This is a genomic window from Flavobacterium suaedae, assembly GCF_014642915.1.
Lineage (GTDB): Bacteria > Bacteroidota > Bacteroidia > Flavobacteriales > Flavobacteriaceae > Flavobacterium > Flavobacterium suaedae.
Genome location: NZ_BMJE01000004.1, coordinates 251,419 through 269,494 on the forward strand (window position 1 = coordinate 251,419; position 18,076 = coordinate 269,494).

The following is an 18,076-nucleotide window of genomic DNA, read 5'->3' on the forward strand; positions in this document are numbered from 1 at the left end:
ACCATTTCAATTAAAAAAATTTAATCATGAAAACAAAAAAACTATTTGCAGTAACAATGTTGCTAGGCTCGATTTTTATGTCCACTGGACAAGAAGTACAAAGTACTACCGAAACAGGGTTAGGTGTAGATAATGGTGCAGCTTTGAATACAACTTCCGGTACTGTATATATAGGATATCAGTCTGGTAATGCTACTTCAGGAAGCTTTAATACCATGGTGGGTCATCAATCTGGTTCGAATATTACATCCGGGAATTATAATACGTTTTTTGGAGCTTTAAGCGGTCAAAATGCATCAGGAACAGGTAATACATATACGGGTTATAGGTCTGGAGGAACAACTAGCGGAAACCATAATACATTTACAGGGTATAGGGCAGGATATAATAGTAATTCATCCTACTCGGTATTAGCTGGTTATTATGCAGGCTATAATGTTAACGACAGTTATGTTACGGCAATAGGGTATTATTCAGGATATTATGGCGCACCTCAAAGTACTTATATAGGGAGTTATTCAGGGAGGTATAATACTGGAGCTTCAAACTTATTTGTAGGCTATCAAGCTGGTCAGGGAACAAATGGTGTTTCTACAGGTGAAGGAAATGCTTTTTTAGGTGCTTATTCAGGTGCTAATAACACTACGGGTCAAGCTAATGTTTTTACAGGAGATCATTCAGGGTATGACAATACAACAGGAACTTCAAATGTTTTTCTGGGTCATTATGCAGGACAGAATAATACTACTGGAAGCTGGAATATATATATAGGAGATCAAGCAGCCACTTCTACCACTATAGGAAATGGAAATGTTTTTATTGGTCACGGTGCGGGTTTGAATAATATTAATGGTAGTAAGAATGTGTATCTAGGCTTTTTAGCAGGAACTAATGCTACAGGAACCAATAATGTGTTTATTGGAAATGGAGCCGGAATGGACGAAACAGATAGTAATAAACTATATATTAGTAGTTCTGATGTTGCTAATACATTACCTCTTATATATGGAGATTTTGCAGAAAATAAAATAGGTATAGGAGGTTTTAATAGTTTTCCTACTATGTCTGGAAACTCAAATATTAGTTATTATACTTTATTTGTAAAAGGAGGTATACTTACAGAAGAGGTGCGTGTTAGTTATGATTCAACTTGGGCAGATTATGTTTTTTCTGAAGATTATAAACTAAAATCTTTACAAGAAGTTGAAAGTTTTATAAATAAAAATGGTCACTTACCGAATGTGCCTTCAGCTGAAGAAATTAAAGAAGAAGGTATAAATGTTGGTGAAATGGCAAAAATTCAACAAGAAAAAATAGAAGAACTAACTCTTTATTTGATAGAACAAAATAAAAAAATAGAACAGCAAGATAAGCAGCTTTCTGAACAAGGGAAAGAGATTGAAGAACTTAAGAAAAAAGTTGAAATACTTATAAATAACTAAAATTAATATTTGATGAAAAATATTTTTATAATAGTTGTTTTTTTTAGTGCAACTTGGTTTAGTTACTCTCAAAGGTGTTTTGCTGATGAATATCTTAAAGCTTTTAAGGAGAGAGACCCTAAGCTCGAGTCTAAAATTAAGAGTGTAATTAAGAGTTATACTTCTGATAATACTACAAAAAGCACAAGTGCTAATGAAGGAATAGTATATATTCCTGTTGTTTTCAACGTTATACATAATGGTGAGCCTGAAGGAACAGGTAGGAATGTTGCTTTAAGTAAACTAGAAGAACAAATTGATATTCTTAATGAGGCATATGGAGGTGAATATGGAGGTGTAGATACCGAAATAAGATTTTGTATAGCCTCAAAAGATGCATATAGTAGAGAAACTAGTGGTGTGAACAGATATATGGGAGCGACTAGTTATGATGTAGGGATATTACAAGATGCTGATGGTAATGGTACTGATGAATGTGATATTAATCTTGATACAGATTATACCTTAAAATCATTTAGAGATCCAGCTTTCCCTTCTTCACTTTTCTTGAATATATGGATAGCAGATATAAAAACATGTGGAGAAGATACAATATTAGGATATTCTTCGTTTCCTTTCTATGTTGATTTTGCTACCTATAATGAGAATAATGTTTTAGATGGTGTTGTTATTGACTATAAGTATATAGGGTCAAACTCTTCTAATGGTTCTTCAGGTATAACAGCAGTACATGAGGTTGGACACTGGCTAGGGCTCTTCCATGTCTTTCAACATACTTGTGAGAAGCCAGGTCCTAATCCCCTACCCGCTGAAGAGCTTGCTTACTTACAGTGTTTATGTGAGGAAAATGACTGTTTATTTGAAGGAGATATGATATGCGATACAGATAAAGTTTCAGGACCTGCTTATCTTGATAATTATGGAGGTCCTTGTGAGGGTAAAAATTGTGCAAATCAAGTTACAGATGTTGTTAAGAATTATATGAACTATAATGATGACAATTGTATGACAATATTTACTCAAGGTCAAAAAGAGCGTATGAGAGATATTTTGTCAAGTTATCGTGGAAGTATATATATGCAGGGACGTCCATATTCTGGATTTGATTATACAACCTGTAGTGCAAGCTTAGGCTTAGGAGGAACAGATTGTAGTGTTAACACTGATTTACCAGTACAAGTTAAAAATGCACCCCACTCATATTTTACAAAACGTAATTTTGGTTCGCGTTTAGAAGTTAATGATAAATGGCTGGTTGTAACAGATGCCCAAACAGAATTCGGAACTCCTGAAAATCCGCCTCCATACGTTCCTGATTATGTACATATTTATAAAAGAGAAGGTTGTCAATTTGCTTTTTTACAGAGTATTCAATTAGATTTGAATTATACAAATAGTACTATTAATGATTTTGGCTTAATTTTAAATGATGATGAAATAATTGTATGCTCATATCTGCACGATTCAGCATATATTTATCAGTTTGATGAAGACTCTGAAGAGTGGGGGATAAGCCAAATTATAACACACTTGAGTAATGAGTATGATGTCGCTATAAGCTCTTACTGTGTGGGAAGATTTCTTTTCATAACTCAAGGAGGAGGACAGATGAGGGTATATTATAAAAATAGTAACGGATATTATAATTACCATCAAACCATAGTAGATGATGTAGTGCCAGTGCTTAATACAGGTATTTTGGCAGTAAACCTTCTAAAAAGTGCTGTAAATATAAATTCAAGTTCTTTTGTAGGAACATATGACCCTCCTGAAATTTTATTAAAATCTGGTTCTAATGAAATAGCAATGTATGGGCTACAAAGTAATAACTTGTGGAATAAAGTAGCAGAATATCAGGTTCCGGATATGTTAAGTTCAGAACGGTTTGTTGATATGGATATAACAGATAGTCATATTCATGTGCTTACAAAACAACAAACAGGTCATTCGGGGTCAGCGTACGACAAGCTGTATACTTATTCTTTTAGAGTAAATGAAAATAGTACTTCTCAGTTTTCGTCGGGTCATACTAAACAGGAGGTATATAATTTTACAAACCGTGTATCGGGAGACTCACAGATGAAAGTAATTAATAACGAGTTCTTATTTATAGATAATTTAGCTAGTCATTCTTTACATGTTTTTTATAATACAAATTATCCAACATCTCAGTACCCTAACTGGCAGGCAAGTTCGACTAGAATAACCTGTAAGAATGGGAGTGGTCAAAATAATGATGATTTTGAGTTTTTTGGTAATCTTCTTTTTGTTGGTTTTCACCCAGAGATAAGAATATATGATATGGCTGATGTATTAGATGCAATGGGACATAACCAATCTTTTATAGACAATTCAACTTTTTATAATAAATCAATTCGAAAAGTTCCTGAAAAATATACGACATATTCAAAAAATATCTCTATTTCAGGAGTTAATTATTTTGAGTCTTTAGAAATGGGTGATGTAGAGAGAAAATTTATAGCAAAAGAGTCAATAGTTATGAGAACTACATCAATAGTTGGTAATTCTGACGTTACTCTGAAACTAGATAATACAATATGTGATTTTGTACCTCAGTCCACATCTGAAAGGCAAGGCTATTTTGAACAGCAAATAGAGCCAACAGACATCATAGAATACGAGTTTGCTGAAAGTGAAGGGGGTAAGGAATTGTACATTTATCCGAATCCAGCAACTTCTACAGTTGATGTAAGGATAAAATCAGATTTAATACAAAATCTTATAATTTTAACTACTGAAGGTAAGAAAGTAATTGAGAGAAATGTATCGTCTAAAAACTTATACACACTAGATATTAGTAATTTATCAAAAGGTGTATATATATTGACTATACAGACTCAAAAAGGAAATTTTTACACCCAAAAACTAATAAAGAACTAGTTTTTTACATTTAATAATTTAAAAGGCTGCCAATTGGCAGCCTTTTTTTATCCTATAGATTCATTATGTTGGGATAAATCCAAACCTTGCTGTTCAGCATCTTCACTTACACGAAGCGGAATAAACAAATTAGTAAACTTATACAACAACATTGCCCCGAAGAAAGAGAAAACAGCCACTAATATAAGCGCCAGCATATGGTGCCCGAACACACCCCAACCGCCATGTAGCAGGCTGGCATTTTCGCCCTCTGCAAAAATTGCGGTAAGAATCATACCCATAATGCCACCTACACCATGGCAAGCGAAGACATCCAAAGTATCATCAATACGTTTAAGGCTTTTCCAGTGTACCATAATATTACTCACTATAGCAGCAGCAAAACCAAAAAACATACTCTTCGGGATAGAAACAAAGCCTGCAGCGGGAGTAATAGCTACAAGCCCTACCACAGCCCCAATACAACAACCTAAAGCCGAAACCTTACGACCGTTAAGCCTGTCAAAGAAAGCCCAAGTAAGCATAGCGGCAGCCGAAGCAATAGTAGTAGTAGCAAAAGCCATAGCACTGGTATGATTAGCAGCAAGTGCCGAACCCGCATTAAAACCAAACCACCCAAACCAAAGCATACCTGTACCCAGTAGTACAAACGGAATGTTAGTAGGGATGTACTCTAAATTTTTGCGTTTACCAAGTACAAGAACACCTGCAATAGCAGCAAAACCCGCACTCATGTGTACTACAGTACCACCGGCAAAATCTTTAATACCGAAGTATGCACCAAGCAGTCCGCTGGGGTGCCATACCATATGGCAAAGCGGAGCGTATATTACAATAGAAAACAGACAGATAAATAACAGGAATGATATAAAACGAATACGCTCGGCGAGTGCTCCTGTAATAATTGCAGGTGTAATAACAGCAAATTTCATCTGAAAGAGGGCAAACAATATAAACGGAATGGTGCTTGCCATAGCAGCATGAGGGTGCTCGTCTACATAGTCGAAAAAAGCAAAATCAAAAGGATTGCCTATTATGCCGTAATGGGTACCATCTATAGTAATACCAATAGGGCTGCCAAACGACAGGCTAAAACCTACCACTACCCACAGCATACTAATTACCCCAAGGCAGATAAAACTTTTAAGCATGGTAGAAATAACGTTCTTTTTCCCTACCATACCGCCATAGAAAAACGATAGCCCGGGTGTCATAAGCAGTACCAGGCACGAAGCTGTAAGCAGCCAGGCTACATCGGCGGGTACAATAGTATCGGTGCTGTTAAATTGGTCGGAAACATTTACTGTGGCGTGTTGCCAAAATAAACCTGTTAAGCATACTGCCGCTGTAATTAAAAAGGCGACAATCCATCTTTTTTCTATTTTTTTATTCATAACCCCTATTTTTATAGGGTTAAAAATATAAAAATTATTTTTATTTAGGATTTTTGTTTAAAAATATAGGGGTGTGTTTTTATTTTATACTATTTGTGACTTCTAAAACTTTTTTAACGCACTCGTCAAGATTTTTCTTTACATCATTGCTCCAAAAGCGAAGCACCTTCCAGCCATTAGTTAAAAGGTTTTCATTTACTTCTTTGTCACGTTCTATATTACGGGTTATTTTCTTTTCCCAAAACTCAGCATTTGTGGCTGGCTTTTTTCGTGTTTCCCAATCTTTACCATGAAAAAATTCACTGTCTACAAATACTGCAACTTTATATTTTTTAAAAGTAAAATCAGGTTTGCCAAAAACAGTTTTATCATTTTTTCTGTACCGTAGTCCTTTTCTCCACATTGCTTTACCTAAAGCAACCTCTTCTTTACTGCCTGTGCTTTTTACAGCAGCCATATTTTTTGAGCGTTGTTCAGGAGTGTGGCGATCCATATATTATTTAAAACGGATTTGTAGATTAATCTTAAATTCTAAAGAATCATTTTGGCTATACAACCATCCATAATAGTATTTTTTTGTTCCCTTCTTCGTTCTTTCGTTACCAGGATTCATTTCATCTTCACCAGTTGAGGGTTGTTCTAATACTGTATTATTGATAAGGTAATCTCTAAATAAGTTGAAGTCATAGATATGGAAACATACAACATCTCCATTTTTTTTTGCCACTATAACACCTCCAGTTGTATCGTAAACACCCTTCCATATTTTTTCAGAAGTCATACCCATTGCACATTCAGCTAATAAACGTTTTATTTTGTATTCATAAAGCCTTTGTCCGCTTGTTTCATCATCATAAAAATTTAAGGGATCTTTTTTTTCTAATAAGTCTACTAATTTTAGAATACTTTTTTCTGAATATATATATCTATATAAGAGTAATTGAGATAATAGTTCAGGTAAATCTCCATCAACCATTTTTAAATTCCTCCAAAACTGTTTTGATTGGATTTCTTTAAATTTTATATCACAGTTATTATTTAATAATTTTTGTAAACGGAACGTAATTTTAGATGTTTTGTTAGATGTTTTGTAAGTTTCTTTATTGAAAGAGTTTATATCAATATGTGTTGGGTTTTGGATGCTATAAATGAAATTATTTCCAGGACCTGTATTTAGAAGTGTTGAGTTTTTACCAAGCAGTGACTTTATACTAAATCCTAAATCAGTCTCGGTAGCCAATCGATGATCATATATCCTTAGTTTAAGGTCAGATTTGTTTGTTGAGGGAGCTTTTAGTTTCCCAATTTTAAGTTTTTCTATAAAATCATTTACATTCTCAATAGCAAAACTTTTTCCTTTTCCTTTTATAATACCATTTAACAATTTTATTGCATTTTTTTCTAAATATTCTAGCTTGACTTTATCAACAGGCAATGAACTAATAGATTTATCATATATCTCTACTTCTTTTTCTCGGATGTATTCGATTTCACAATTAGTTTCATCTCTGTATGCTTTTAAAACTTCATAAAACTTTTCATCATTTTTTTCTAAATTAATATCTGATTGGTATAGTTTTCCTTCAGCTAATATCTTAGTGAATACATATAGTTCACTCCACTCTCCTTTATTTCCTTTTAGCATGATGTTTGATTTTAGCAGTTTCTAAAATTTTTTCAGCAGTAGCTTGTATTGCGGGGACCGCTACAGAGTTGCCAAATTGTTTATAAGCAGATGCATCGGCTACAGGGATTATAAAACTGTCAGGGAAGCCTTGAAGTCTAGCCCATTCTCTGGGAGTCATTTTTCTTATTCCCTCTCTGTTTACTTCTCCTTTTATCTTTGTTGTTGGTGTGAAATCGATAATTCTGTCATCATAAACTAAATTACGTTCACGTCCCATTCCGCCTACAACTATTGCATTTGCAATACCACTATCAGGAATGATGTTGTAACCAAATCCGTTTCCTTTACTCTCATGTCTGGCTTTATGATTTTTTAATGTTTGCAGGTATTGAGTTGATAAATAGTATTTTGTTGGAACAACATTCTCTTCTTTAACTTTTTCAAAAGAAACATCTGCATCAAGTGGCTTAGGATACTTAAATTCCTCTATTTTTAAATCTTTTCTGAAGCCTACAATAAATATTCTTTCTCGATTTTGAGGGACTCCAAAGTCTTTTGCATTTATAATTTGTGGTTCAGGTACGAAATACCCTAAATCATTTCTTAAAACATTTAAAATTGTAGCTAATGTTTTACCGCCATTATGATTACGAAGACCTTTTACATTTTCAAGAAATATTGCTTTTGGTTTTTTTCTCTTTATAATTTCAGCGACATCAAAGAATAAAGTACCTCTTGTATCTTCAAACCCTCCTCTTTTTCCTGCAATAGAAAAAGCTTGGCAAGGAAACCCTGCACATAATACATCAAAGTCATCGGGGATATATGCTTTGTTTCTTTCTTTTGTTATATCTCCAAAAGGTATTTCTCCGTAATTAGCTCTGTATGTTTTTTGCGCTTGTTCATCCCATTCAGAAGTGTAGACACATTTTCCACCTAAATTTTGCATAGCCATTCTAAACCCTCCTATACCTGCAAAAAGGTCTATGAATTTAAAAGTGTAATTTTTAGGGGTAGGGAAGGGAACGTTATTTACTTCAAATAAAAGCTCTTGTATAGCTGTTTCTTTAACCGTTTTGGGTTGTTCTTCTCCATACTTATAGTTTAAAAAATCAGCTATATATTCTTTAGCATCTTTTTCATAATATTTAGCAACACCATTTTCTACATTATGTAAATAGTGAGTGATAACAGCTTTATTGTCACTGTCAGAATCTACTAAGCGTATCTTATACTTCTTGCCATCAAATTCGGCTATTGAAAGGCTCTCCTTCATTATTTCTTAAAACTTTTATCATTAAAAAAAGTAGCTAAATCGGTATCGAGTGCATGGATAATCTTTTCAATAATTATTATTGAAACATTTCGCTTTCCTTTTTCTATATCGGAAATATAATTGCGGTCTACATCGGATATGTTAGCAAGGTGCTCAATTGATAACTCCTTGATTTCCCGTAGTTTTTTAACTTTTAATCCAAATTTTTCTTTGATATCCATAAGGTTTTAAAATTATTGCCATGCCTACAATTGACCCGCCTACAATTGTAGGCGAGGACTGCTTATTTTTCAACAAACGTTAAACTTCCCTCAAGCTGCTTTTAAAAAATAGGTACAGGTTGTAACTTTAGGAGTTGTAAAACTTCTCAGTATGAAACAGCCCTTGCTGGCATTTAACGATAAAGGTATCTACTGCGCCCAAGCCAATGTATATTTAGACCCGTGGCGGCCGGTTACTAATGCTATTATTACCCACGGGCACAGCGACCACTCCCGTTCGGGGCATAAAAATTACATTACCCATCATCTCAATGTCCCCATTATAAAACACCGTTTAGGCGATATTAATGTAACAGGCAAAGACTGGGGCGAAACCTTTAGTGTTAACGGTGTTACTTTTTCATTGCACCCTGCGGGGCATATAGTAGGCAGCGCTCAGGTAAGGGTAGAATATAAAGGTGAAGTTTGGGTGTTTACAGGCGATTATAAAACAGAAGACGACGGGCTAGCCACACCATACGAAGTGGTAAAATGCGATACTTTTATAACGGAATGTACTTTTGGGCTTCCTGCCTTTAAATGGTTACCGCAACAGGAAGTTTTTAACGATATTAATACTTGGTGGGCGCAAAACAAAGCCGAAGGCAAAACATCGGTGCTGTTTGGTTATACACTGGGTAAAGCACAACGGCTGTTAAAACATTTAGATACCGATATCGGTAAAATATACACGCATGGAGCGGTAGAAAACATGACAGAGGTAATCCGCCCAATGGTCGACCTTCCGCCCACTACACTCATTACCCGTGATACTAAAAAAGAAGAAATAGCAGGTAATATGGTTATTGCTCCGCCCAGTGCTCACGGTACCCCATGGATCAGGAAAATGACACCCTATGTAACAGGTGCAGCAAGCGGATGGATGGCATTTCGCGGAGCACGCAGGCGCAGGGCTATTGACAGGGGCTTTGTATTAAGCGACCATTGCGACTGGCAAAGTCTGTTGGAGAGTATTAAAGCCACAGGCTGCGAAAAGGTAATTTCCACACACGGGTACAGCGAAATTTTCTCGAAATATTTACGGGAACAAGGCTATGATGCCCGTACGGAACATACGCAATATGAAGGTGAGACGGATGAAGGTGAAACAGAACAAAAAGACCAGCGTGAAAAGGAAGGAGGCGAATCATGAAGAATTTTGCGCAACTCATAAAAACGCTTGACAGTACCAATAAAACCAACACAAAAGTAGAAGCGCTAACCGAATATTTTCGCCATGCGAATGATAAGGACAAGGTATGGACAATTGCTATATTGTCGCATCGCCGACCGCCACGTCCTGTAAATACTACGCTGTTGAGGTTGTGGGCCAGTGAGCTGGCAAACATACCTTTATGGCTTTTTGAGGAAAGTTACCATATAGTAGGCGACCTAGCTGAAACTATTGCTCTGGTAATACCCACCACAAAAAATCAAAGTGATAAAAGCCTTTCGGAATTTGTGGAGGAGATGATTACCCTTAAAAAGAAACCGGAAGATGAGAAAAAGAAATACCTCCATCAAAACTGGCTGGCTTTAAACTATTACGAGCGTTTTGTGTTTACCAAGCTCATTACAGGCAGTTTCCGTATCGGGGTAAGCCAAAAACTAATGACAAGAGCATTAGCTCGTGTAACTGAAATGGATGAAGATATACTGGCACATAAATTAATGGGCGACTGGAATCCGCAAACGGTTAGTTTCCAAAAACTGGTGCTGGATGAAAAGCCTGAAGATATGCTTTCTAAACCGTATCCGTTTTACTTAGCGTATGCTTTGGAAGATGAGGTGGAAGAGTTAGGAAATCCCGACGAGTGGGCAGCAGAACATAAATGGGATGGTATCCGTTCGCAGACTATAATCAGGAATGGTGAGTTGTTTGTATGGAGCAGGGGAGAAGAACTGGTTACGGATAAATACCCCGAATTCCAGTGTTTTATTGATACTCTGCCTGATGGTACGGTGATAGATGGCGAGATACTCCCGTGGGTAAATAATAGCATAGGCAGTTTTAATGATTTACAAACCCGTATAGGGCGTAAAATTGTATCGGCAGCCATACTTAAAAAAGTACCGGTAATTATTAAAGCATATGATTTATTAGAATGGCAAGGCAAAGATATAAGGGACTTACCCTATAAAGAACGCAGGCGATTACTGGAATTAATGTATGAAGGGGTAAAAGAACTCGATTTACCTCTGCAAATATCCGAACAGGTAACATTTAATAACTGGGAAGAAGCAGTAAGAGAAAAAGAAAGAGCAAGGGAAGTCCGCAGCGAAGGGTTAATGTTTAAACGGAAAGATTCGCCTTATTTAGTCGGACGTAAAAAAGGCGACTGGTGGAAATGGAAACTCGACCCGTATAGTATTGACGCAGTACTTACCTATGCCATGCGGGGACACGGCAGGCGTAGCAACCTGTTTACCGATTATACATTCGCTTTATGGCAGGAAAAAGAAGACGGCGAACGGGAACTCGTTACGTTTGCAAAAGCCTATTCCGGTTTAACGGATAAGGAATTCAGGATGGTAGATGATTATATAAAAAAGAACACGCTGGAACGTTTTGGACCGGTGCGTAGTGTTACGCCAAAACTGGTTTTTGAAATTGGGTTTGAAGGAATAGCCTTATCCGGTAGGCATAAAAGTGGTGTGGCTACCCGTTTCCCGAGAATATTGCGCTGGCGTACTGATAAAGCAATTGAAGATGCCAACACTATTGAGGATTTAAAAGCATTGATACCGAAGTAGTTTTTAACAGTCATAAAGTCTAATGTCGAAAGTCGTAAAGTAAGAAAATATAAAAACATTCGTCATTGCGAGGAGGTACGACGAAGCAATCTAATACTTATATAGATTGCCGCGCTCCGCTCGCAATGACGTAACCCGAAACACATAACCCGAAACACATAACGCAAAACCCTTAACCCGTAACCCAAAACAAGAAGCATGAACCGTAAAGAACTTTTTGATATAGCCAACACATGGTTTGAAGGGCAGGGATGGCAGCCTTTTCCGTTTCAAACACAAACGTGGACAGCTTTTCTGCAGGGTAAAAACGGTTTGCTGAATGCGCCTACAGGCAGCGGGAAAACCTATGCGCTATGGATACCTGTAGTGCTGGACTACATCAAAAAAAATCCTGATTATAAAACCAAGCACAAGCCCGGATTAAAAGCAATATGGATAACGCCATTGCGTGCGCTATCGGTGGAAATAAAACAAGCTGCGGAACGGGTAGCCAATGAACTGGACACACAACTAACGGTCGGCATCCGTACAGGCGATACTACTACCGCCGAACGCAGCAGGCAAAAAAAGAAAATGCCTGATTTACTGGTTACCACCCCTGAAAGTATGCAGCTAATGCTGGCAAGTAAAGACTACCCCAAAATATTTAAAAGCTGTACGGCTATTATTATTGATGAGTGGCACGAACTACTAGGCACAAAACGAGGCGTACAAACCGAACTGGCACTGTCCCGATTAAAAACGGTTGCACCCAAAATGCGTATTTGGGGAGTATCGGCAACTATAGGGAATTTGCAACAGGCGATGGAGGTGTTACTCGGTGCTGAATCGGAAGCATTGCAAAATTCGGTAATGATTAAAGCGCACCTCAATAAAAAAATAAATGTGCTGTCGGTACTCCCTGAAAAAATGGACGCTTACCCCTGGAGGGGACATATGGGTTTACATTTGGTAGATGAGGTAGCGGAAATCATTAAAAAAAGTAAAACGACCTTGATATTTACCAATGTGCGCAGTGCTTGCGAAATTTGGTATCAGGCACTGTTGGAAAAATACCCTGAGTTTGCAGGAGAAATGGCAATGCACCATGGCAGTATAAACAGGGAGACAAGGCAGTGGGTAGAGCAGGCAATACGCGATGAACAACTAAAAGCAGTGGTTTGTACCTCAAGCCTTGATTTAGGGGTTGATTTTGCTCCTGTAGAAACCGTAGTACAAATAGGTGGCCCGAAAGGCGTAGCGCGATTTTTACAACGTGCCGGACGTAGCGGACACCGACCGGGGCAGGAAAGTAATATTTATTTCCTCGCTACCCATGCTATTGAATTGGTAGAAGCCTCTGCCTTACGCAGGGCGGTAGCCGAAACAGTGGTGGAAGACCGTATTCCGTACCTGAATAGTTGGGATGTGCTGGTGCAGTACCTCGTTACACTAGCAGTATCTGACGGGTTTTATCCTGATGAAATATTTAAAGAAGTAAAGAGTACATTCTGCTACCAAGCGATAACGGAAGAGGATTGGCAGTTCTGCCTGAATTTCATCACTAAAGGTAGCCAAAGCCTGCAGGCTTATGACGAATATAAAAAAGTGGAGATTGAAGACGACGGCAAGTTTAAAGTCAACAGCAGGTCAATAGCGTTACGCCACCGTATGCAAATAGGTACTATAGTTGGCGATGCGGTAATGAAAGTGAAATATTTCAGCGGAGGGTATATTGGTACTATTGAGGAATGGTTTATTTCCAAACTGAACCCCGGAGACGTATTTATTTTCGCAGGGCGAAAGCTGGAGTTGTACAGGGTAAAAAATATGGAAGTCCTGGTGAAACGGGCAGACCCGAAAGCGAAAGCAACCCATGCCAGCTGGATGGGGGGCAGGCTCACACTCTCGGCGCAAATGAGTGAGTTGTTGCGGGAGGAAATGTATGCTGCCAATACTGATGATATGTCAAATGAATTGAAAGCACTTTACCCGGTTTTTGAAAGGCAAAGGAAAGAATCCATAGTGCCGGATGAGGATGAATTTTTAATAGAAACATTTAAAACACGTGAAGGCTATCATGCTATATTTTATCCGTTTGAAGGACGTTATGTACACGAAGCATTAGCCAGCCTTTTAGCTTTTCGTATTAGTTTATTATCACCAATTACCTTTTCACTGGCGTATAACGATTATGGTTTCGAATTACTATCGGACAAAGAAATAGATATGCAGCAGGTTTTGGATAATAATTTATTTACCCCTGAACATTTGCACAGTGATTTACAGCGCAGCCTGAATGCTACGGAAATGGCACGGCGTAAGTTCCGTGATATTGCGGTAATAGCAGGACTGGTTTTTACAGGCTATCCCGGTAAGGTGGTAAAAACAAAACACCTGCAAAGTAGTAGTCAGCTAATATTTGAGGTATTCAGAGATTATGAACCTGATAACTTATTATTTCAGCAAGCCTACAGAGAAACTTTTGAGCATCAACTGGAAGAGGGACGTTTGTTACTGGCTTTAGAGCGCATTGAACACCAACAAATAGTTTGGAAACAGTGCGAAAAGCCCACACCGTTTAGTTTCCCTATAATAACTGACCGATTAAGGGAAAGGTTATCCAGTGAAACCCTGGCAGAACGCATTAAACGAATGACCGCTAACTATATGAAGTAATTTGCTTAACTAAGCTCTTCTCATCGCTCTTATTACAGCTCTGTTTCTGCGGTCGGCATACATACGGTTTAAGGAAGTTGCAGCCCATATAAAAGCAGGAATCCAGCCTATTAAGGTTATTTGTAATATAAGGCAAATTATTCCGCTGAGTAATTTCCCCTGTAAAATTAATGACAGCCAAGGGAAAAAGAAGGCTATTACATATCTCATACTATTCGGTTGATTTGATTGATGATATGCAAATTTATGAAAATGAATTGAAAAGTAGTTTTTGCACGTATTTCTACTAGCCTGTTAATTAATAATTAGCCTTTATAACTTTTTTGTTATTGTGTATTTTTGCATTACTACTTATGACATTAGAAATTACCATTAACCATAACCATTTTATACTACACTACTCAGGGGCTATGTACTGGGCAGAACAAAGTATGTTGCTTATTAGTGACGTGCACCTGGGGAAGGTGTCGCACTTCCGTAAGCATGGGGCAGCCATACCGGATATTGCCAAGTATAAAAACTTCCGAAAGCTGGATGAGGTAGTAGAGTACTTCAATCCTGAAAAAATTTGTTTTTTGGGAGACCTTTTTCATAGTAGTTTAAATACAGAATGGGAACTGTTTGAAGAGTGGGTACACCGCATTCAAAAACCAATAGTATTGGTAGCAGGTAACCATGATATAATCCCCGTTAAAAAATTTGAAGCATTAAGGATAAATATTTGTAGTGAGTGGGTGCTTAACGGGTTTTTATTGGTACACCACCCTGAAGAGCGTGAAGGGTTTTTTACTATGTCTGGGCATATACATCCGGCTGTACAATTACAGGGAATGGGCAGGCAGCGAATGAAGTTGCCTTGTTTTTTCAGGAGTGAAAAACAAATGATACTTCCTGCATTTGGTGCGTTTACAGGGACATATATTATGCAGCCCGGTGAAAATGATAAAATTTACGGAATTATAAAAAATGAAGTGATAAAAATTAATGTAGAAAAGTTATAAAAGTGTTTTCTTTAGCTTTTTTAGCCTAAAAACTATTTTTCCTTTATTTTTACCCCGCAATAATGCTTTTTTTATAAAAATATTCTCAAAGGATAAAACAAACACACTTTATGTTTAAATCTCGCTATATAAACTTTCTTGCGCTTATTATTGTTTCGCTTACGGCGGTAATCTATGCTGTAGACTATTTATTTGATGCCGTGCCGGAAGGAGTTTCTACTTTTTTCAGATGGGCTTCGGTATTTGGAATAACATTATATGCTGTTAAAAAGAAAAGCCTTACCACTTGGATACTGGTATGCTTGATAATTGGAGCATGTGTTGGGTATGATTTTCCTGATGTCGCAGTAAACTTGCGTGTACTTAGTAAGATATTTTTAAAGCTGATTAAAACAATAGTTGGTCCGCTTATTTTTGCTACGCTGGTATATGGTATTGCAGGGCATAGCGATATAAAACAAGTGGGGAGAATGGGGTGGAAGTCCCTGTTGTACTTTGAAGTAGTAACCACCATAGCATTATTTATAGGAGTAGCTGCTATTAACCTTTTCCCTGTCGGTGAGGGTATTATAGCACCAGCCGCAATGCATGACAATATTCAAGCCGCGGAGCCGCAAACTTGGCAACAGATAATACTTCATATTTTCCCGGAGAATATAGCGAAATCTATGGCGGAAGGCGAGGTACTGCAAATAGTAGTTTTTAGTGTAATTTTTGGTCTTGGGCTTATTATGGTTCCTGAAAAGAAACGTAAGCCAATGGTTGATTTTACACAAAGTCTTTCGGAAGTAATGTTTAAGTTTACTAATATAGTAATGTACTTTGCCCCTATAGGTGTAGGTGCTGCAATGGCATATACGGTAGGACATATGGGACTCTCTATATTAGAAAACTTATTTGGGTTACTGTTCCTTTTATATGGTTCCCTTATAGTGTTTGCTTTGGCGGTACTTTTACCTATAGCTCTATTGGCAAAAATACCTATTATATCATTCTTAAAGGCTATAAAACAACCTGTATCTATAGCATTTGCCACTACAAGTAGTGAGGCAGCTTTGCCACGTGCTATGGAGGCTATGGAGAGTATAGGTGTACCTCGAAAAGTAGTATCGTTTGTAATGCCTATGGGGTACAGTTTTAACCTTGATGGTACTACACTTTACCTTTCGCTCGCCAGCATATTTGTAGCACAGGCAGCAGGTATAGATTTAAGCTTGGGAGAACAGCTTATTATGGTGTTTACCTTAATGGTTACCAGTAAAGGAGTAGCGGGAATACCACGTGCTTCGCTGGTTATACTTATGGGTACAGCAGCGTCATTTAACTTGCCTATATGGCCTATTATGGCGATATTGGGCATTGATGAACTTATGGATATGGCACGTACTTCTATAAATGTAATAGGGAATTGCTTGGCTTCTGCATTTATTGCTAAATGGGAAGGGGAGTTTGACCCTGACAGGGAAGAAGGTCCTGAAGTGTTTGAAGCAGAACCACAGAAATAGAAATATATTTTACAATAATAAAAAAAGGAGATGCTGCGGTATCTCCTTTTTTGTTAACTAATAATACTTTTTTTGTTTATTAATTGATTTTTTTGTAAAATTTTAATTATTTTTTTATTGAATGTTTTTATTGGAATCCTATATTTGCTACCAGAGGAAATTAAGGTTTTTAAAAGAAACGGGGAAGAATGTCTAAACATGTAAATAGGCTAAGAAAGAAAATAATGCTTGGCCTAACTAAAAATGTTGGTAAATCAGCATTTGAAAAAGGAATTAATATTGAAAGAAATGACGTTAAGCGTGTCTTGATATGCAGACCTAACCACAGGTTAGGTAATATGCTACTCATCACACCTTTAGTACAGGAAGTTGAAGCTACTTTTCCTAACTGTACAATAGATGTTTTTGTAAAGGGTGGAGCAGCAATACCTATTTTTGAGAACTACACTACTATAGATAAAATAATACGGCTTCCTAAAAAGCATTTTAGTCAATTACCACAATATATATCGCGTTGGGTAGGGCTAAAAACTAAAAAGTATGATATTGCAATTAATGTAAATGCAAAATCTTCATCAGGAAGACTCTCAACAAAAGCTGCAAGAGCAGATTTAAAATTCTTTGGAGATGTAGATAAAGAGTTTAAATCAAAATATAAAGACTACAAGCATATAGCAAAATATCCGGTTTACAATTTCAGATATTTTGTTTCAAAATTGGGTATTCATGATACTTTAGATGCTCCTATACCAAGTCTAAACTTAAAACTTAGTGAACAGGAGAGAACAAACGGAAAGAAAAAACTGGATGAACTGGTAGACACTACTAAAGAAACAATTTGCATATTTACCTATGCAACAGGGGCTAAATGTTATGAAACTCAGTGGTGGAAAGAATGCTATAAACAACTAAAAGCAAATTTTAGTGAGTATAATATATTAGAGATTTTACCTGTAGAAAATGTATCTCAGATAGATTTTGAAGCCCCTTCCTTTTATAGTAAAGATGTTCGAGAAATAGCTTCGGTAATAGCTAACTCAAAAGTATTTGTGGGTGCTGATAGCGGAATGATGCATTTAGCAAGTGCCTCTCAGGCTCCTACCATAGGTTTGTTCTCATGTACTGATACAGAAGTGTATGAACCGTACGGAAATAGAAGTACCAGTGTGAAGGTTACGAAACCCGAAGATGTGCATAAATGCATACATGCAGTAGCTAATGTGTTGAAGCAAAAAGAATAAGTTAATTAAAAGTTGAA

General features: G+C 37.0%; 14 protein-coding genes. 8 read left to right on the forward strand and 6 right to left on the reverse strand.

Annotated elements, in window-relative coordinates:
* Positions 1-26: 26 nt before the first annotated feature.
* On the forward strand, positions 27-1,442 hold the full coding sequence (locus tag IEW45_RS09485) for a hypothetical protein (RefSeq protein ID WP_188621008.1): 1,416 nt from the start codon (positions 27-29) through the stop codon (positions 1,440-1,442).
* A 12-nt stretch (positions 1,443-1,454) separates the two neighbouring features.
* Complete coding sequence (locus IEW45_RS09490; RefSeq protein ID WP_188621009.1) at positions 1,455-4,343, forward strand: zinc-dependent metalloprotease; 2,889 nt, start codon at positions 1,455-1,457, stop codon at positions 4,341-4,343.
* A gap of 47 nt (positions 4,344-4,390) precedes the next feature.
* Here IEW45_RS09490 and IEW45_RS09495 read toward each other — a convergent pair whose 3' ends face one another.
* The 5 genes from IEW45_RS09495 to IEW45_RS09515 form a co-directional block, all read right to left on the reverse strand.
* Complete coding sequence (locus IEW45_RS09495; protein ID WP_188621010.1) at positions 4,391-5,737, reverse strand: ammonium transporter; 1,347 nt, start codon at positions 5,735-5,737, stop codon at positions 4,391-4,393.
* 79 nt (positions 5,738-5,816) lie between these two features.
* Positions 5,817-6,230 carry a very short patch repair endonuclease gene (locus IEW45_RS09500; protein ID WP_188621011.1) on the reverse strand — a complete coding sequence of 138 codons (414 nt, stop codon included), beginning with the start codon at positions 6,228-6,230 and terminating at the stop codon, positions 5,817-5,819.
* Positions 6,231-6,233: 3 nt separating this feature from the next.
* Positions 6,234-7,382 carry an HpaII family restriction endonuclease gene (locus IEW45_RS09505; protein WP_188621012.1) on the reverse strand — a complete coding sequence of 383 codons (1,149 nt, stop codon included), beginning with the start codon at positions 7,380-7,382 and terminating at the stop codon, positions 6,234-6,236.
* Positions 7,366-8,640 (reverse strand): DNA cytosine methyltransferase, encoded by a 1,275-nt coding sequence (locus tag IEW45_RS09510; RefSeq protein ID WP_188621013.1) that lies wholly within the window; start codon positions 8,638-8,640, stop codon positions 7,366-7,368. Before IEW45_RS09510 ends, IEW45_RS09505 begins: the two co-directional genes overlap by 17 nt.
* Positions 8,640-8,861, reverse strand: a complete 222-nt coding sequence (locus IEW45_RS09515) for a helix-turn-helix domain-containing protein (RefSeq protein WP_188621014.1) — start codon at positions 8,859-8,861, stop codon at positions 8,640-8,642. Before IEW45_RS09515 ends, IEW45_RS09510 begins: the two co-directional genes overlap by 1 nt.
* A 151-nt stretch (positions 8,862-9,012) precedes the next feature.
* Here IEW45_RS09515 and IEW45_RS09520 point away from each other — a divergent pair, with 151 nt between their 5' ends.
* The 3 genes from IEW45_RS09520 to IEW45_RS09530 all read left to right on the forward strand — a co-directional run bounded on the left by IEW45_RS09520 (position 9,013) and on the right by IEW45_RS09530 (position 14,312).
* The gene (locus IEW45_RS09520) at positions 9,013-10,053 is read left to right on the forward strand and encodes a ligase-associated DNA damage response exonuclease (protein WP_188621015.1); all 1,041 of its coding nucleotides are present in this window, start codon (positions 9,013-9,015) and stop codon (positions 10,051-10,053) included.
* Positions 10,050-11,654: an ATP-dependent DNA ligase gene (locus IEW45_RS09525; protein ID WP_188621016.1), complete on the forward strand. Its 1,605-nt coding sequence runs from the start codon at positions 10,050-10,052 to the stop codon at positions 11,652-11,654. The genes IEW45_RS09520 and IEW45_RS09525 overlap by 4 nt, the downstream gene beginning before the upstream one ends.
* A gap of 198 nt (positions 11,655-11,852) precedes the next feature.
* On the forward strand, positions 11,853-14,312 hold the full coding sequence (locus tag IEW45_RS09530; protein WP_188621017.1) for a ligase-associated DNA damage response DEXH box helicase: 2,460 nt from the start codon (positions 11,853-11,855) through the stop codon (positions 14,310-14,312).
* 9 nt (positions 14,313-14,321) lie between these two features.
* Here IEW45_RS09530 and IEW45_RS09535 read toward each other — a convergent pair whose 3' ends face one another.
* Positions 14,322-14,522, reverse strand: a complete 201-nt coding sequence (locus IEW45_RS09535) for a YqaE/Pmp3 family membrane protein (RefSeq protein WP_188621018.1) — start codon at positions 14,520-14,522, stop codon at positions 14,322-14,324.
* 143 nt (positions 14,523-14,665) lie between these two features.
* On the opposite strand from IEW45_RS09535, the gene pdeM reads away from it, so the two are divergent.
* From pdeM to IEW45_RS09550, 3 genes are all read left to right on the forward strand, one after another.
* Entirely contained in the window at positions 14,666-15,313 is a 648-nt protein-coding gene (pdeM, locus tag IEW45_RS09540) for a ligase-associated DNA damage response endonuclease PdeM (RefSeq protein WP_188621019.1), read from the forward strand.
* 110 nt (positions 15,314-15,423) lie between these two features.
* Positions 15,424-16,818, forward strand: a complete 1,395-nt coding sequence (locus tag IEW45_RS09545; protein ID WP_188621020.1) for a dicarboxylate/amino acid:cation symporter — start codon at positions 15,424-15,426, stop codon at positions 16,816-16,818.
* A gap of 188 nt (positions 16,819-17,006) precedes the next feature.
* Positions 17,007-18,059, forward strand: a complete 1,053-nt coding sequence (locus IEW45_RS09550; RefSeq protein ID WP_188621021.1) for a glycosyltransferase family 9 protein — start codon at positions 17,007-17,009, stop codon at positions 18,057-18,059.
* Positions 18,060-18,076: the final 17 nt, after the last annotated feature.

What these genes read in the sequence shown, in the direction of transcription:
- IEW45_RS09485 (WP_188621008.1), top strand. Translation starts at nt 27, where the DNA reads ATGAAAACAAAAAAACTATTTGCAGTAACAATGTTGCTAGGCTCGATT.
- IEW45_RS09490 (WP_188621009.1), top strand. Translation starts at nt 1,455, where the DNA reads ATGAAAAATATTTTTATAATAGTTGTTTTTTTTAGTGCAACTTGGTTT.
- IEW45_RS09495 (WP_188621010.1), bottom strand. Translation starts at nt 5,737, where the DNA reads ATGAATAAAAAAATAGAAAAAAGATGGATTGTCGCCTTTTTAATTACA.
- IEW45_RS09500 (WP_188621011.1), bottom strand. Translation starts at nt 6,230, where the DNA reads ATGGATCGCCACACTCCTGAACAACGCTCAAAAAATATGGCTGCTGTA.
- IEW45_RS09505 (WP_188621012.1), bottom strand. Translation starts at nt 7,382, where the DNA reads ATGCTAAAAGGAAATAAAGGAGAGTGGAGTGAACTATATGTATTCACT.
- IEW45_RS09510 (WP_188621013.1), bottom strand. Translation starts at nt 8,640, where the DNA reads ATGAAGGAGAGCCTTTCAATAGCCGAATTTGATGGCAAGAAGTATAAG.
- IEW45_RS09515 (WP_188621014.1), bottom strand. Translation starts at nt 8,861, where the DNA reads ATGGATATCAAAGAAAAATTTGGATTAAAAGTTAAAAAACTACGGGAA.
- IEW45_RS09520 (WP_188621015.1), top strand. Translation starts at nt 9,013, where the DNA reads ATGAAACAGCCCTTGCTGGCATTTAACGATAAAGGTATCTACTGCGCC.
- IEW45_RS09525 (WP_188621016.1), top strand. Translation starts at nt 10,050, where the DNA reads ATGAAGAATTTTGCGCAACTCATAAAAACGCTTGACAGTACCAATAAA.
- IEW45_RS09530 (WP_188621017.1), top strand. Translation starts at nt 11,853, where the DNA reads ATGAACCGTAAAGAACTTTTTGATATAGCCAACACATGGTTTGAAGGG.
- IEW45_RS09535 (WP_188621018.1), bottom strand. Translation starts at nt 14,522, where the DNA reads ATGAGATATGTAATAGCCTTCTTTTTCCCTTGGCTGTCATTAATTTTA.
- pdeM (WP_188621019.1), top strand. Translation starts at nt 14,666, where the DNA reads ATGACATTAGAAATTACCATTAACCATAACCATTTTATACTACACTAC.
- IEW45_RS09545 (WP_188621020.1), top strand. Translation starts at nt 15,424, where the DNA reads ATGTTTAAATCTCGCTATATAAACTTTCTTGCGCTTATTATTGTTTCG.
- IEW45_RS09550 (WP_188621021.1), top strand. Translation starts at nt 17,007, where the DNA reads ATGTCTAAACATGTAAATAGGCTAAGAAAGAAAATAATGCTTGGCCTA.